12 protein-coding genes and 1 tRNA gene are annotated in these 15,026 nt (G+C 66.1%); 6 read left to right on the top strand and 7 right to left on the bottom strand.

What is annotated here, in order from left to right; all coding sequences use genetic code 11:
* Nucleotides 1-98: 98 nt before the first annotated feature.
* Entirely contained in the window at nucleotides 99-1,127 is a 1,029-nt protein-coding gene (locus BKA07_RS03625; protein WP_167949689.1) for a DUF2332 domain-containing protein, read from the top strand.
* On the opposite strand, the gene BKA07_RS03620 is transcribed toward BKA07_RS03625, so the two are convergent.
* The gene (locus BKA07_RS03620) at nucleotides 1,112-2,635 is read right to left on the bottom strand and encodes a SulP family inorganic anion transporter (protein ID WP_342448985.1); all 1,524 of its coding nucleotides are present in this window, start codon (nucleotides 2,633-2,635) and stop codon (nucleotides 1,112-1,114) included. The two genes, BKA07_RS03625 and BKA07_RS03620, sit on opposite strands and share 16 nt — an antisense overlap.
* Nucleotides 2,636-2,886: 251 nt before the next feature.
* Here BKA07_RS03620 and BKA07_RS03615 point away from each other — a divergent pair, with 251 nt between their 5' ends.
* Complete coding sequence (locus BKA07_RS03615; RefSeq protein ID WP_167949688.1) at nucleotides 2,887-3,255, top strand: MerR family DNA-binding transcriptional regulator; 369 nt, start codon at nucleotides 2,887-2,889, stop codon at nucleotides 3,253-3,255.
* A 202-nt stretch (nucleotides 3,256-3,457) separates the two neighbouring features.
* Here the strand turns inward: BKA07_RS03615 and BKA07_RS03610 are convergent, their stop codons facing one another.
* The gene (locus tag BKA07_RS03610) at nucleotides 3,458-4,627 is read right to left on the bottom strand and encodes an RsbRD N-terminal domain-containing protein (protein ID WP_167949687.1); all 1,170 of its coding nucleotides are present in this window, start codon (nucleotides 4,625-4,627) and stop codon (nucleotides 3,458-3,460) included.
* A 174-nt stretch (nucleotides 4,628-4,801) separates the two neighbouring features.
* Here BKA07_RS03610 and BKA07_RS03605 point away from each other — a divergent pair, with 174 nt between their 5' ends.
* Nucleotides 4,802-6,133: an MFS transporter gene (locus BKA07_RS03605; RefSeq protein ID WP_167949686.1), complete on the top strand. Its 1,332-nt coding sequence runs from the start codon at nucleotides 4,802-4,804 to the stop codon at nucleotides 6,131-6,133.
* 212 nt (nucleotides 6,134-6,345) lie between these two features.
* On the top strand, nucleotides 6,346-7,608 hold the full coding sequence (locus tag BKA07_RS03600) for a M20 family metallo-hydrolase (protein ID WP_167949685.1): 1,263 nt from the start codon (nucleotides 6,346-6,348) through the stop codon (nucleotides 7,606-7,608).
* 221 nt (nucleotides 7,609-7,829) lie between these two features.
* Here the strand turns inward: BKA07_RS03600 and BKA07_RS03595 are convergent, their stop codons facing one another.
* Nucleotides 7,830-8,396 carry a hypothetical protein gene (locus BKA07_RS03595; protein WP_167949684.1) on the bottom strand — a complete coding sequence of 189 codons (567 nt, stop codon included), beginning with the start codon at nucleotides 8,394-8,396 and terminating at the stop codon, nucleotides 7,830-7,832.
* 263 nt (nucleotides 8,397-8,659) lie between these two features.
* Here BKA07_RS03595 and BKA07_RS03590 point away from each other — a divergent pair, with 263 nt between their 5' ends.
* A complete protein-coding gene (locus BKA07_RS03590) occupies nucleotides 8,660-9,487 on the top strand; it encodes an aminoglycoside adenylyltransferase domain-containing protein (RefSeq protein ID WP_167949683.1) in 828 nt (275 codons plus the stop codon).
* A 214-nt stretch (nucleotides 9,488-9,701) separates the two neighbouring features.
* Here BKA07_RS03590 and BKA07_RS03585 read toward each other — a convergent pair whose 3' ends face one another.
* The 4 genes from BKA07_RS03585 to BKA07_RS03570 form a co-directional block, all read right to left on the bottom strand.
* Nucleotides 9,702-10,310: a hypothetical protein gene (locus tag BKA07_RS03585; protein WP_167949682.1), complete on the bottom strand. Its 609-nt coding sequence runs from the start codon at nucleotides 10,308-10,310 to the stop codon at nucleotides 9,702-9,704.
* 390 nt (nucleotides 10,311-10,700) lie between these two features.
* Nucleotides 10,701-12,641 carry a selenocysteine-specific translation elongation factor gene (gene selB / locus BKA07_RS03580; RefSeq protein WP_167952836.1) on the bottom strand — a complete coding sequence of 647 codons (1,941 nt, stop codon included), beginning with the start codon at nucleotides 12,639-12,641 and terminating at the stop codon, nucleotides 10,701-10,703.
* A gap of 1 nt (nucleotide 12,642) precedes the next feature.
* Nucleotides 12,643-14,121 carry an L-seryl-tRNA(Sec) selenium transferase gene (gene selA / locus BKA07_RS03575; protein WP_167949681.1) on the bottom strand — a complete coding sequence of 493 codons (1,479 nt, stop codon included), beginning with the start codon at nucleotides 14,119-14,121 and terminating at the stop codon, nucleotides 12,643-12,645.
* 72 nt (nucleotides 14,122-14,193) lie between these two features.
* Nucleotides 14,194-14,288: transfer RNA gene (locus tag BKA07_RS03570), tRNA-Sec, on the bottom strand.
* Nucleotides 14,289-14,403: 115 nt separating this feature from the next.
* Between BKA07_RS03570 and BKA07_RS03565 the strand changes: the two genes are divergently transcribed.
* Entirely contained in the window at nucleotides 14,404-14,994 is a 591-nt protein-coding gene (locus BKA07_RS03565) for a class I SAM-dependent methyltransferase (RefSeq protein ID WP_167949680.1), read from the top strand.
* The last annotated feature ends 32 nt before the right edge of the window (nucleotides 14,995-15,026 follow it).

Raw genomic sequence — 15,026 nt, 5'->3', positions numbered from 1 at the left:
GATCTCTCCTCAGGGAAGACGCACCATCCGTTCGCTCACGACTCCACGCGATATGCTCGCGAGCACACGGTTCGACCCAGTCTGATGAGGGAGAGGCCATGCAACCGATGTCCGAACTCGACGCGCAGTCCCTGCGCGACTACTACCGAAGGTTCGCCCGGTTCGAGGCGACCGACACCTCACCGACCTACACCGCATGGGCGCAGGGAGTGGCCGAGGACGACGAAATCATCCACCTGCTCCTCGAACTGCCAAAGCAGAAGCGCCAGGCCAACCTTCTCTTCGCAGCTGCTCGCCACCTCGGCGCCGGAGATGACAGCAACACCCACCCCGGTGACGAAGGCAACGCCGGTGCGGGTGACTACGCGAGTCTGCGGAGGTGGCTGCTCGAGCACTGGGAGGTGACCCGGGAAATCATGCTCGCGCGCTCGACCCAGACCAACGAGGCAGGTCGGTGCGCCGTGCTCTTGCCGGCCCTTGCGCAGATCGACCGGTCGATCTCACTCATCGAAGTCGGCGCCTCGGCGGGGCTGTGCCTCTACCCGGACCGATACAGCTACGTCTACGGCACCCCATCGGGGCCAGTGACCCTCCACCCCGATGATGGACCCAGCCCGGTCGTGCTCGACTGCGAACTGAGGAACGCACAGGTACCGGACCGCCTTCCCGAGGTCGCCTGGCGAGCCGGGATCGACCTCAATCCGCTCGACATCAACGATGCCGACCAGCGGAATTGGCTCCGATCTCTCATCTGGCCCGAGCATGACATCCGACGCAGAAGACTGTCCGCCGCGGCATCATTGATGGGCCCCGATCCGCCGAGGTTGGTCGCCGGTGATCTGCTCGAGTCCATCGGACCGCTCATGACAGAGGCTCCCGCAGACAGTCAGGTCGTGGTCTTCCACAGTGCCGTCCTCGCCTACGTCTCCCCCGCTGAGCGGGCGCAGTTCGTCGAACTCATGCGTTCACATGAGGACGTCGTGTGGATCAGCAACGAGGGCGCTCGAGTCCTGCCGGACATCGGAAACCAGGTGCCCAACGATCCGGACGGACGCTTCGTCCTCGCCGTGAATGGTGAGGCGAGCGCGCTGACCGGACCGCATGGCCAGAGCTATGAAGGACTGTGACCGACGAGGCGAGCGCGCATTCTGCGGCTGGCGTCATTGAGTCCGACGATCTCAACTTCCTTGCCGTAGTGTTCGTACTTGTCGGTCACGGAGTCCAGGGCTGCGATCGTGGAGGCATCCCAAAGGTGGGAGCGGTGCATGTCGATGATGACGTGCTCGGGATCCTCGGCATAGTCGAACATCGTGTACAGGTCGTTGGATGAGGCGAAGAACAGTTCACCGTCGACGGTGTAGCGAGCGTTCGTCCGGCCGTCGGTCTCCACGATCGTCCGGTCGACGCTGACGAAGTGAGCCACTCGATTGGCGAAGGCGATCATCGCGACCAGCACTCCGAGAATCACGCCGACGGCGAGGTTGTTCGTCCAGACTGTGGCGATGACGGTGACCAGCATGACCGTGGTCTCCGACTTCGGCATCCGCAGCAGGGTGCTGGGACGGATGGAGTGCCAGTCGAAGGTCGCCCAGGAGACGAAGATCATGACGGCCACCAGGGCGGCCATGGGGATGAGTGCGACGATGTCGCCGAGGGCGACGACGAGGATCAGCAGGAAGACTCCGGCGAAGAACGTCGAGATCCGCGTCCGAGCGCCCGAAGCACGCACATTGATCATGGTCTGCCCGATCATGGCGCAGCCGCCCATACCGCCGAAGAACCCGGTGACGATGTTGGCCACGCCCTGCGCCCACGACTCGCGCGTCTTGTTCGAGTGGGTGTCGGTGACATCGTCGACGAGCTTCGCCGTCATCAGGGATTCGAGCAGGCCGACGAGGGCCATCGCCAGCGCGTAGGGGGCGATGACCTTCAGCGTTTCGAGTGTCAGCGGCACCTGTGGGAGGAGCAGGCTCGGCAGGGACTCGGGCAGCTGTCCCTTGTCTCCCACGTTGGGCACGTCCCAGGCGAAGACCACGACGAGGGCCGTCAGGACGATGATCGCCACCAGCGGCGCAGGGACGATGGAGGTGAAGCGCGGGAGGACGAAGACGATGATCAGCCCGAGCAGGCACAGCGGGTAGACCAGCCATGGGACATTCAGGAGTTCGGGCACCTGGGCCATGAAGATGAGGATGGCCAGCGCATTGACGAAGCCGACCATGACCTGGCGCGGAATGAATCGCATGAGGCGTGCGACTCCGACCAGAGCCAGAATCACCTGGAAGATACCCGCGAGAATGACGGTGGCGATGAAGTAGTCGGTGCCGTGCGAGGCCACCAAGGGAGCGATGACGAGAGCGACAGCTCCTGTCGCCGCGGAGATCATCGCGGGTCGCCCGCCGAGGATCGCCACGGTCACAGCCATCGTGAATGAAGCGAAGAGTCCGACGCGCGGGTCCACTCCGGCGATGACGGAGAAGGCGATCGCCTCAGGGATGAGTGCCAACCCGACGACGAGTCCACCCAGGATCTCGGTCTTGAGCCACCCGGGCCGCTTCAGGGCCCGGAGCACGCTCTGACGTTCCTCCGGAGTCGGAGAGTGCTGCGTGCTGTCTGGGGGCAGGGTGGTCGACACAGGGCCCTCCTACAAGCAGAAAGGAAACAGGAAAATGAAGTGGTGCCGTGAGTCGTCGTGAACCTTCACGGCATGTCAGAGTTCGGACTCAACATTAACGTTACGTTAGAGTTGGTGCAAACCAGTTCGACCTCTTCGAGCGCGGTCTGCACGCAGGCGGCGCGCAGTCGACTCCGCCGGGGGGCAGCGGGCAGTCGGCAAAGTCGACGGGAGACTGGAGCGAAACCACAGGCGACGAAAGGGTGCGCGGCATGCACATCGGCGAGATGACGGAGAAGTCGGGACTGTCTTCACGGACCCTGCGCCATTACGAGGACATCGGCCTCATCCCCGCCACCGGCAGAACCGAGGGCGGCTTCCGGGTCTACACCGACGAGGACTTCCGACGCCTGATGACGATCCGACGCATGAAGGCGCTCAGCTATTCCACCGCAGAGATGGGCGAACTGCTGGCCCAATTGGACATCCTGGAAGGCGACCTCCCCGACGGAGAACGGGAGAAGGCTCGGCGCAATCTGATGGCGCTGCTCGACGATGCCGATGCCAGACGAGAGAAGCTCGCGCGCCAGGTCGAGCGCGCCGACGAATTCCTCGGCATCCTCCGCGATCGCCTCGGCTGAGGGCACTCTCCTCGATTGAGAACGCCGAGGTCGCTTGACGCATCTGAGGGCTCCGCCCGACGACCAGCCGGGCACATCGGCACTCGCTAGCAGGACATGCAGAAGCTGCGCACAAATGCGCAACGCAGGCACTTTCGGCCAGCGGGTACGACTCAGCCAGCGGGTGCGACTCGGCCAGCGGGTGCGACTCGGCCAGCCAAGCTCACGCCCAGCCGACGACCAGGCGGGCCGCCTCAGCGGGGATCATCGGGTCCACACCGGTCAGCTCGGCGAACCGGCGCAGACGGTTGGCCACTGTATTGCGGTGACAGAACAATTCGGCGGCACTCGCCCGGATGCTGCCCGAATTCAGATACGTGCGCACGGCCTCGACGAGGCGCTCACGCTCGGCCGTCCCGCAGACGGCGAGCGCCCGCTCGACGTCGGTGATGATGGAGTTCCCCGCCGCATTCAGCGACTGCGCCGCGAGCCTGGCCCATCCGCGCTCCCAGGTCATCACCCCCACTTCGTCGGCGGCAAGGACTCGAGCCAAGTCGCGGGCGGTCAGGGCAGACCGGCGCAGGGACCCGATCCCGCCGGCGTAGACCAAGCCGACTCGTGCCTCGTCGAGGCGACGTTCGATCGTCTCCAGGCGTGAGCCGGACAGCTCGGACGACCGCGCGAAAGCGATGAGCGCATCGCCGAGGTGGTGGGTGAACATGGTCCCGCCCGCGCGTTCGTGCTCCGACACGAGAACCCGCAGCGCCTGGGTGTCCTCGCCTTGCGCGGCGACGACGAGAAGCGGCTCCCCGGGATCGAGGCCCAGCGCCGAGGCGATCGTGGCCAGACGTTCGTCCGTCGGGCTGAGGTCGTCGAACAGTCCCGCGATGAGCCCCTGCCGAACCGAGGACTCCTCCTCCCGCATCCGCTGCTCCTCGGCAGTGTAGGCCTGCTGAACCTGGGAGACGTACTCATCGACGGTCGACAGCACGATCCCCGTGTGCCGGATGACGAGTTCCGCGTCGTCCTGCGTCGCGACCCCGGTCAGGGCCTCCCACAGCACATTGAAATCGTGTCTGATCGCCGTCATCAGCGCCTCCAGCGGGATCCCCGCGCGGGCCCGCGAGACACCGACCTCCGTGGACACCGCGACCGGCGAGTCGAAGCCGCCGGCGCGCAGACCCTCGACGAGCGTGTGGAACGACAGGTGACCGGTCCGCTTCAGCTCCGAAACCGGTATCGGGGCAGGATCATAGCCGGGTACCCTGACGACGAGGGAGATGAACCGGTCCGTGAGCTGGTCGAGGTCCAGGGCGCTGAGCAGCTCGAGCCAGCGCCGACGGTCGCCCGGCAGCGGCTGATCCCTGAGCTGTCTCTCATGATTCGGCGACATGGTCCTAGACTATGTTCAGAACACTGTGCAGATGCACAATTCGAGTCGCATAATCGAGGGCAGAAAGCTCTCGGAATCGTGCGATGTCACTCTGTAGTGTTCTGAATTGCCGGTTGCATGACCGACCGATCCGAATGCCCCACCGACCCAGTACTGCACTCGACGGAGAGAGACATGAGCGTGAACGACCCCACGGCGGCGACGGAATACACCGCCACCCACGAACTCAGCGTCAAGGACGCCAACAAGGTCGCGCTCGGAGCCCTGTTGGGCACCGCGCTCGAATGGTACGACTTCTTCCTCTTCAGCGCCGCTGCCGCGCTCATCTTCAACGTCCAGTACTTCACCAACGAGAACGCCACCGCCGCCGCCCTGGCATCGTTCGCCACCTTCGGCGTCGGGCTCGCCGCCCGCCCCATCGGCGGACTCATCTTCGGCCGCATCGGCGACAAGGTCGGACGACGTCGCGTCCTCATGGTCACGATCGTCGGCATCGGCATCGTCACCGGCCTCATCGGCGCCCTGCCGACCTACGCCGCGATCGGATTCGCAGCCCCGGCGCTGCTCGTGCTGCTGCGCATCCTGCAGGGACTGTTCGTCGGCGGAGAATGGTCGGGAGCCATGACGCTGGTCGTCGAGAACGCCCCGCTGCACCTGCGTGCCCGCTACGCCGCAATCCCCCAGATCGGCTCGCCCATCGGCACGATTCTGTCCTCAGGCGGCTTCTTCGTCTTCACACTGATCCTCACTCAGGACAGCTTCAACGCCTGGGGCTGGCGCATCCCGTTCCTCATCGCGATCCCGCTGCTGCTCGTCGCCGTCTACATCCGCAGCCGCCTCGAGGAATCACCGGTCTTCCGCCAGCTCGAGGAGTCCGGTGAGGTCGAGAAGAGCCCGATCCGCGCCACGTTCCGCGACAGCTGGAAGCAGATCATCGTCGGCATGGCCGCGGCCCTCCTCGGCGTCGGCGGCTTCTACCTCGTCACCGCCTTCTGCGTCTGGTACGGCGTCAACATCCTCGGCTACGACGACTCGCTTCTGCTGTTGGGCAGCATGGTCGCCGCCGCCGTTGAGATCTTCTGCCTCATCTGGGGCGGGGTTCTCGGAACGAAGTTCGGGGCCAGCAAGGTCATCCTCTGGGGCGGAGTCGCCTCGGCGGTGGTGTCCGTTCCCGCCTTCCTCATGTTCGAATCCGGCATCCCCGTGCTCGTCGTCGTCGCGATGACGATCGCCGTGGGCACGCTGTCCCTGCCCTATGCCGCATCGGGCACGGTGATGACCGGTCTGTTCCCGGCCAGCACCCGCTACACCGGTGTGGGCATGTCGCAGAACGCGGCCGGAATGCTCTCCGGATTCATCCCGCTGCTCGCTACCGGATTCGTCGCCTCGGCCGGCGATCACTGGTGGCCGGCCGCTGCGATGCTCGCCTTCCTGTCCCTGTTCACGGCCTTCGCCGGCTACGTCGCGCCGCGCCTGAGCGTCGACCTGCCCGGTTTCAAGCACTGAGAACAGTCGGCACCGCAGCCGCTTCGATCAGCACGACCTCCCACGCTCACCATCTCTCGCTTTCGCTTCTGTTGAAGGGTCCACGTTCTGTGGAAGGACCCACCAGCATTCTCCGCTCGGTCGGCAACCGCATCGTCACCACACCCGAGGGTGCCGCAAGCGAGGCGATCCGCGCCGTCCCGCACTCCCCAGCATCACCGAAAGGATCCATCATGACCACAGCGCCCGCCACACGCTCGGATCGCGACGACGAATTCCTCGCCGACTGGTCCGTGCATTCGGGCTTCGGCGCCGTCGAGGGCACGAACGGCGTCGACCGGCAGGCGGCGAGCGCGGCCGATGGCCAGCAGCGCAGATGGTTCGCCGAGCTGCTCGAGGAGCACGGCTTCACGGTTCACCGGGATGCGATCGGCAACCAGTTCGGCATGCTCGAACTCGTCCCCGGCGCCCCGTATGTGCTCACCGGTTCGCACATGGACTCACAGCCCACCGCAGGGCGCTTCGACGGCGCCTACGGTGTCATGTCCTCGGCCCACGCCTGCTTCGCCGTCGCCGACGAGCTGCGCGCCGACCCGTCGAAGGCGAAGTACAACCTCGCCGTCGTCAACTGGTTCAACGAAGAGGGCTCACGCTTCAAACCCTCGATGATGGGCAGCAACGTCTTCACCGGCAAGACCGAACTCGAGACCGCACTGGCCACGAGCGACCCGCACGGCGTCACCGTCGCCGAGGCGCTCGACGCGATCGGCGAACGCGGAGACTTCACCGCTCCCGAGATCGCCGCCTATGCCGAGATCCACGTCCAGCAGGGCCGCAGCATGGAAGAGGACGGGGTCACGATCGGCCTCGTCAATGCCACCTGGGCCGCGCACAAGTACGAGTTCCGCGTCACCGGGAAGCAGGCCCACAGCGGCTCGACCCTGATGAGCGATCGCCGCGATGCGCTTCTCGGCGCCGCCCGGCTCGTGGTCGCCGCCCGTGACCTCGTCGAAGAGTTCGATGCGGGAGCGCTGCACACCGCCTGCGGTGAGCTCAACGTCTATCCGAACTCTCCCGTCGTCGTGGCCAGCGAGGTCGGTCTGCTCCTCGACCTGCGTTCGGCCAGCGCCGAGGTGATCGCCGCCGCCCATGATTCCCTCATGACCACTGTCGCGAAGGTGCGCGAGGAGGTCGGCGTCGAGATCGATATCGTCGCCGAACACAGTTGGGAGCAGAACCCGTACTCCGAGGACGGGGTCGAGCTGGCACGGTCAGCGGCCGAGGACCTGGGACTCGCCTCGGCGCGGGTGATGACCGTGGCCGGGCACGACTCGACGAACATGAAGGACTCCGTGCCCACGGTGATGCTGTTCGTTCCCAGCGTCGGCGGGGTCTCCCACAGCCTCCAGGAGTTCACGAAGGACGAGGACCTCGTCTCGGGCCTGCATCACCTCACCGAGGTGGTTCGTCGACTGGCCGGTGGCGCGCTGGGCTGACCGCGCGGCGTGACGGTGAACAGCTCCGCAACCGCTGTGCGTAGGAGCTCACGGTGAACAGCTCCGTAACCGCTAGGCGTAGATGCCCACGTAGAGCTTTTGTACTCTACCTGAGCACGTACGCCCAGCGGGTGCCGAGACTGCAGCGGGCGCCGAGACGGCTGCGGGTGCCGAAACGGCAGCGGATGCCGTGACGGCAGGGTCGAATCAATGTCGGCTCGTCAGCCGATGGGGTCGACGTCCTGATTCTCGTCGACAAGCTCCGCAGCAAGGGTTTCCCATTTGTCATAGGCGTCGGGGTGTCCCGAGCCCTGCACCGCCTGAGCTGCCTCACCAGGATCCATCGTCTTCCAGCCCTCGATCTGGAGCAGGCCCGGATTCGGGCAGGACGGGTTGACTCCATAGAAGGACTTCGACGCGTACACCGGGTCTGTGACCTGCTCCGAGGTGCCCCAATCAAAGGACGGGCGCTGCTGGAACAAGCCGGCCGAGTCCTTGTCGCCGTCGTCGAGATTACGCAGGCTCGACTCCTGCAGAGCTGTCATGACGGCGATCTTCTGCGCCTGGGTCGACAGTTCAGAACCTTTGCCGACAGCAATGATGGTGCGTGCGTTGTCGACCTGGGCTTGCGTGAGCTGGCCGGTGTCCTGGGTGTCGGTGACTTGGCCGCCGTTCAGTGCCGTGCTGCTGGAGGGGGTCTCCTGCGACGTCGCGTTCGCCGCAGAGGAACCGCCGGCGACGAGGACAGCTGAAAGGGTGGTCACTGCTATTGCCCGTGCGAGTTTCATCGGTTCTGATTCTCCTGGTGTCTGGCGTAAAGAGCAATGTTAGTTGTCTCGAGCGAACGGCGTGACCGGATTCCTTTCAGCAGAGGAACACACGACCGACTTCTTGCGCTCTCATGGTCCAGCCTCTCGAAGAGACAAAGTCACCTGCAACGAATACGACATCAACGGGAGTTGAATTACGGGGTATCTGCGGCGTGTCGAGCTCGCATCGCAGTCCCCGGCGAGGCAATGAGGACCGATGTTCGAGGAAGTAGTCTTGCTCCATGGACTCACTGCTGCCCAAGGACGCAGCACGCGCTGTCGGATCGTATCTGCGCAGCGCCGATCGACTGATGCCGGGTGCACTCACCGCGTGCGCAGTCAGCGGTTCAACCGCCCTCGGCGCCTACCGTCCGGGTCGCAGCGATATCGACCTCGTCTCCGTACTCAGCGATGAGTGGAGGCAGCACCGCAGCCTCATGGCACGCCTGAGGGTCCTGCACCTCTCCCAACTGCCCCGCCTGACCATGCGTGCAGCACGTGGGATGGGCTTCAGCGCATGCTGCAACACCGTGTTCGTATGGGAGTCCGAGCTCGCACGACCGGTGACCGAGATCCGAGCGATCGCCTCACACGTCGGTGAGATCTTCGAGCCTCGCGGCGCCTTCGACGTCAATCCGGTGATCTGGAAGGAGCTCGTCGACGGCGGCATCTCTGTCCTCGGCAAGGACGTCTCCGAGTGGGGTCTCGACCCGGAGCCCGGTGCGCTTCGGAACTGGGTGGCGGACAATCTTCGCGAATACTGGGCTCCGCTTGCCGAGAGTGTGAGCAGTGGCAGACGGAGGCTTACCGCCAGTGGTGTGGAATGGTGCCTACTCGGACCGGCCCGCATGCATCACACGCTTCTGACCGGGGAGATCCTCAGCAAGGAGGCCGCCGCGCTCCATGCACTCGAGGAATTCCCCGCGCACTCCCGCATCGTCGCGGTCGCCCTCGCCCATCTACATGGCGACGCGATACCGACAGTCCCGCCTCGTGGGCAGTGGCGCGGCCGGACGGCACGGGCGATGCAGGCGATCATCGCCGACTCCCTGACGAACCACCTCCCGTGAGGTGCTGTCGGAGCGACGGGCGACGAGTCCACTTCTCGTTCGCAGGCCGCTGGACAGCCCGTCCTCCGCCCAGCTGACGGACTCCGGCCCGACCCCGAAGTGGTCGGGAGCCGGGCCGGAGGTGGTCAGCAGCCGGCCCCGAGGTGGTCGGGCCGGGCCGGAGGTGGTCAGCAGCCGACCCCGAAGTGGTCCGGAGGCGGGTCGGATCCGAAACTCATTCGATGTCGTCGACGTCCTGGTTGTCGTCGACGAGCTGCTCGGCCAACGGTTCCCACTTCGCATACTCGTCGGGGTAGGCCGATGCCTGCACGTCCTGGGCGGCTTCACCCGGGTCGATGCCCTCCCAGTTGTCGATCTGGGTGAGGCCCGGGTTGGGGCTGTCGGGATTGACACCATAGAACGACTTCGAGGCGAAGACGGGATCCGTCACCTGTGCGATCGATCCCCATCTCATCGAGGGACGCTGTTGGAACGCGCCGGCTGAGTCGCGATCCCCACCGTCGAGGTTCTGCAGGCTCGACTCCTGCAGTGCGGTCATCACGGCGATCTTCTGCGCCTTCTCAGACAGCTCCGCGCCCTTGCCGACGCCGATGATGGTGCGTGCATTGTCGATCTGCTCGGAGCTGAGCTCCTCCGGATCGTCGATGCCCGCGGCCGCGGTGTCACCCTGGTGCTGACCGGGGCCCGAGGCATTGTCGCTCGGCTGGTCGACGGCCCCTGTGATCGGATCGGCCGAGGCCGAGGTCGCCGCCGCCAGGGAAAGGCCCCCCGCGATGACGGCAGCGGACAGTGCAGTCACCGCAAATGTGCGCACGCTTCTCATCAATTCTCACTTTCGTGTTGGATCGGGCGAGCGGCCCGGAAGGCGAATGTCTGGTTCCCGAATTCGGCACATGTCAGTCTCCTGCTTTCGGCACAGGGAGGTGCTCCGGTAATCGCCACACACCACACTGTCGGACACAGGAAGTCGGTTCAATGCAGAGAGGCTCATAGGTGGCTTACTCTCGCCGCCACGAATCGGTGAGGATTCGTGAGAATATGTTCAGAATTCCTTGGGTGCTCCGCGGCCCTATGCGCCGCTCTCACGAGTCCGTGACCTGGGTCTCGGTCCGCCCATCGGATCACTCGCAGGAGTGGGTCAGGCTCCGCTCAGGCAGCCGATGCCGCCGGAGCCGTCCAGTCCTTCATTCCGACCGCCGACCTCATTCCGGCCCTACCGCACGACCTCGCGTGTTGTGTTGTCGATGCGGCGGGTCCAGCCGCGACCGTCGAGGTGCTCGAGCAGCGGAATGACGACGCGACGTGTGGTGCCCAGGGCCTTCCTCGCCGCGCTGGTCGTGAACGGCTGATCCAGTCCCGCGAGCAGTCTCATCGCCTGTGCCGGTGTCCGCGGTGAGACAACCACACCGTCGCCGAGGCGCAGGAGCCGTCCCGCGGATTCGGCGACCGCGAGCTCCCGCACTCCCAGTCGGAGTTCTCGCAGGTCGTCGGCCTCAGGTGCGGCGAAGGGGTTGACGCTCAGGCGGCGTTCGAGTTCGGCGACGCCGGGCTCGGCGGGGCCGAGATCAGCAGTGTGTCCGGGCGGGCGAACCATACCCCTGACCGTTTCGAGGCCGGCGCGGGAGGCGATCGCGGCCACGAGCTCCTGGCTGTAGCCGGCTCCCCCGCCACGCGTGCCACCCCGGCTTCCGCGCGACAGTGCGGCGTCAGGCAGAGCAGGGTCGAAGCGTCGCAGCTCCTCGGCCAGTGCCTTCTCCGCAACACCGGCCGCCAGAGGTTCCGCTGCCAGCCGCGTCCTCACAGCCTTCTGTGCGGCTGTGACCCACGTATTCAGCGTCGGGCGGTGGACGAGCCACCCGCCGGCCACCTCCTCAATGTCATCGGGCAAGCCGCCGGATTCGCCGGCGGTGGCGAATCCGGCGGTCGTCTCGCCATCGGCCACAGGATCGGACACCGTCTCAGACACCACCTCGGGCACGCACAGACCGAAGCGCTCCAATTGTGTCCGTTCGACGGCGCCGCGACGGGCCACCTCGGCGAGGATGTCTCCGGTCTCAGGTCGACCGGTCAGTTCACGGGCACGCCGGGTGCCTGCACCTCTGCGGCCGAGCTCCGGCGGCTCGACGTCGAGGATGACGACTCCGGCGAAGACAATGCGGCTGCCGGGGCTGCGCAGCACGATCCGGTCGGTGACCTGCAGCGGCAGCGGACGATCCAAGGTCAGTCGGGCGTGGTCGGCGTCGAAGGGCCGCATGTGCACGGGCACGGCCGCGGTTCCGATGTGGAGCATGAGTCCGTGGACTCCCTCGTCGAGTGGCTGACCCATGGTGCGGCGCACGTCGATGACCTCGACGATCGGCCACGAATCAGCGGCGATGAGGGCGTCGCCGCGGTGGATGTCGTCGGCCGCGACGTCGCGCAGGTTGACGGCGACACGAGCGCTGGGGACGACCACCTCGGCGGAGGAATTCCGACTCTGCAGCCCCCGGACTGCGGTCGAGTCCGAGGTGGTCTCACCGACGAAGCGCAGGCGGTCGCCCGTGCGCAGAGTTCCGGCGGTGAGCGTGCCGGTGACGACGGTGCCGGCGCCCGTGATCGTGAAGGCGCGGTCGACCCACAACCGCAGGCGGGCCTCGGAATCGGGTGCCGGCGCCTCGGCGGTGACTGCGTCGAGCGTTGCGACGAGATTCTCGAGACCATCCCGAGTCGTTGCGGAGACGGTGAGCACAGGGGCATCGGCCAGCGGTGTGCCCTGCAGTTGGACTCGGACTTCGGCTTCGGTCGCGGCGACCGATTCGGGGGCGATGTCCGCACGGGTGATGACGACGAGCCCACGGGTGATCCCGAGAGCGGCGATCGCGTCCCGGTGGTCGCTCGACTGGGCCTGCCAGCCCTTGTCGGCGGCGACGACGAGGCACACGATCGGGGCCGGGCCGACACCGGCGAGCATGTTCGCGAGGAACTTCTCATGCCCGGGCACGTCGACGAACGCGAGTTCCCGTCCGGATGGCAGGGTCGTCCAGGCGAAGCCGAGGTCGATCGTCAGGCCTCGCTTCCTCTCCTCGGCCCAGCGGTCGGGTTCCATGCCGGTCAGGGCGTTGACCAGGGTGGACTTCCCGTGATCGACGTGGCCGGCGGTCGCGACGACGTACATCTCAGGCATGGTCGCCAAGACCCGCATCGTCCTGACGGTCCGCACCGTCCTCGTCATGGTCCGCACCATGACCGCCGAGGTGGTCGGTGCGAGCATCGCCCGGTTCGATTCCGCCGAGGTGCCTCCGTGTCGTCTCGCGGGCACGGTTCACCGCTTCGGCGATTCGGTCGTCATCATGTTCAGGGACACAGCGCAGGTCGATGAGGCATCGCCCCTGATGAACCCTGGCGACGACTGCAGGGTCGCCGAGGCGGAGCACCCGGGCGAGCGCCTCGGGCAGTTCGACGGCCCAGCCGGGCAAGGGAACGCCGGGGGCTCCCCCACCGCCGACCCGTCCGTCGTGGCCGACGACCGTGCCGGAGACGAGTCCGGCGAGGCGCTCGGTGCGATCCCTGAGACGGTCGACGTCGATGTGCAGAGCCTCATGGACCGGGTTCCGAGTGTTCGCGACCGTGGCTTCGATCGCGGCGAGGGTGAGCTTGTCGGTGCGCATCGCTCTGGCCAGGGGATGCTTCGCGATCGCCTGCACGGCATCACTGCGGCCGAGGATGAGGCCGGCCTGTGGACCGCCGAGGAGTTTGTCACCGCTGACGATGACGACGTCGGCTCCGGCGGCGAGCGCACCGGCGATGTCGGGCTCCTCGGGCAGGGACGGGTCGGGTTCGAACAGTCCGCTGCCCAGGTCGGCGATGAGCGGAAGGTCGTGTTCGTCGGCGAGTCCGCGCAATTGCGCGATCTCGACTGCGGCGGTGAAACCTTCGACGCGGAAGTTGCTCGTGTGGACCTTGAGCAGGCTCGCGGTGTCGGCAGTGATCGCCTGTGCGTAGTCGTCGAGATGGGTGCGATTCGTCATCCCCACCTCCCGGATCCGGGATCCGGTCGTCGCCATGAGATCGGGCAGGCGGAACCCCGCGCCGATCTCGATGAGTTCCCCGCGGCTGACGATGACTTCGCCGCCACCGATTGGGCTGCCGGCTCCGGCCTCACCGCCGCGACCCGCAGCCTTCGTCCCACGCAGCGCGGTCACCGCAAGCAGCAGCGCAGCGGCACCATTGTTGACGACCAGTGCGTCTTCGGCCCCCGGGCAGGCGCGCAGAAGCGCCTGCTTTGCACCGGTCCCCCGCTTGCTGCGGCGTCCCGTCTCCAGATCCATCTCCACGTCGACATATCCGGCAGCGTCGATCACAGCCTGTTGTGCAGACTCGGACAGAGGCGCCCGGCCGAGGTTGGTGTGGACGATGATTCCCGTGGCGTTGAGTACCGGGGTCAGGGAGGAAGCCGAACGAGAACTCAGGCGAGAGATGATGGTGGGGACCACCTCGGCGACGGGGATCTCACGGGTCCGGGCAGCGGACTGAACTTCGGAGATGACTGCCTTGATCGTCGACTGGCTCAGGATTTCACCTGCGGTGATGACCTCAGGCAGTGCGAGGAGGCGATCGGTGCGCGGAATGCTGCGTCGCGGATCCGTATCGTCCAAAGATGGTCTCTCCTTCACTGCGATCGGGCCCTGTTGCGGACGTTTCAGGTGCGGCGACGTCGACGATGCTGGTGGCGGAGGCGGACGGGAATCGAACCCGCCAAACCGAGATACTCGGTTTCACCGGTTTTGAAGACCGGGGAGCCCACCAGGACTCGGACGCCTCCGCCTGAAATCCTACCCCGTAGCCCGGGTCTCGATCACCGTCCCCTTGTGTGCTTGTGTCGCATCGTCGCGGACACCTTCGGGCCCCGCAGGTGCTAGTCTGAAACCGGAGGCATCATGGCTGATTTCACCTGGGATCCGGACACCTATCTCGACGTCATGGCCGATGAGATTCCCGACTATCCGCGCCTGCAGACGGAACTTGTCGCGGCGGTCGCTGAAGTCAGTCCGCGTACGATCCTCGACCTCGGCGTGGGCAGCGGGCTGACGGCCAAATGGGTCGCCGAGGCGCTGCCCGAAGGCCATATCCATGGCATCGACGCGAGTCAGGAGATGCTGGACGAAGCCGCCGAGGTTCTCGGTCCTGAACGCACAACGCTGGGACACGGGCGACTCGAAGCTCCGCTGCCGGACGGCCCCTTCGACCTCGTGATGTCGACTCTGGCCGTGCATCACCTCGACGGTGAGGGCAAGGCCGATCTGTTCAAGCGAATCGGCACGGTTCTCGTCGACGGAGGCAGGTTCGTGCTCGCCGATCTCGTCGTCCCGCCCGACCCTGCCGACGTCGTCACTCCGATCGATGGGGTCGTCGACACCCCGAGTTCCTTGGCTGAGCAGCTCGACTGGATGAATACGGCAGGACTGGCTCCGAGGGTGACGTGGCAGCATCGCGACCTCGCGGTGGTCGCCGCCGACAGGGTGGGCTAGCGAGCCGATCAGAGGTACCGAACCGATCGGAT

The sequence above is a fragment of the Brevibacterium marinum genome (assembly GCF_011927955.1).
Taxonomy (GTDB): Bacteria; Actinomycetota; Actinomycetes; order Actinomycetales; family Brevibacteriaceae; genus Brevibacterium; species Brevibacterium marinum.
This window is presented reverse-complemented; position numbering and strand designations above follow the sequence as displayed.

What these genes read in the sequence shown, in the direction of transcription:
- BKA07_RS03625 (WP_167949689.1), top strand. Translation starts at nt 99, where the DNA reads ATGCAACCGATGTCCGAACTCGACGCGCAGTCCCTGCGCGACTACTAC.
- BKA07_RS03615 (WP_167949688.1), top strand. Translation starts at nt 2,887, where the DNA reads ATGCACATCGGCGAGATGACGGAGAAGTCGGGACTGTCTTCACGGACC.
- BKA07_RS03610 (WP_167949687.1), bottom strand. Translation starts at nt 4,627, where the DNA reads ATGTCGCCGAATCATGAGAGACAGCTCAGGGATCAGCCGCTGCCGGGC.
- BKA07_RS03605 (WP_167949686.1), top strand. Translation starts at nt 4,802, where the DNA reads ATGAGCGTGAACGACCCCACGGCGGCGACGGAATACACCGCCACCCAC.
- BKA07_RS03600 (WP_167949685.1), top strand. Translation starts at nt 6,346, where the DNA reads ATGACCACAGCGCCCGCCACACGCTCGGATCGCGACGACGAATTCCTC.
- BKA07_RS03595 (WP_167949684.1), bottom strand. Translation starts at nt 8,396, where the DNA reads ATGAAACTCGCACGGGCAATAGCAGTGACCACCCTTTCAGCTGTCCTC.
- BKA07_RS03590 (WP_167949683.1), top strand. Translation starts at nt 8,660, where the DNA reads ATGGACTCACTGCTGCCCAAGGACGCAGCACGCGCTGTCGGATCGTAT.
- BKA07_RS03585 (WP_167949682.1), bottom strand. Translation starts at nt 10,310, where the DNA reads ATGAGAAGCGTGCGCACATTTGCGGTGACTGCACTGTCCGCTGCCGTC.
- selB (WP_167952836.1), bottom strand. Translation starts at nt 12,641, where the DNA reads ATGTACGTCGTCGCGACCGCCGGCCACGTCGATCACGGGAAGTCCACC.
- BKA07_RS03565 (WP_167949680.1), top strand. Translation starts at nt 14,404, where the DNA reads ATGGCTGATTTCACCTGGGATCCGGACACCTATCTCGACGTCATGGCC.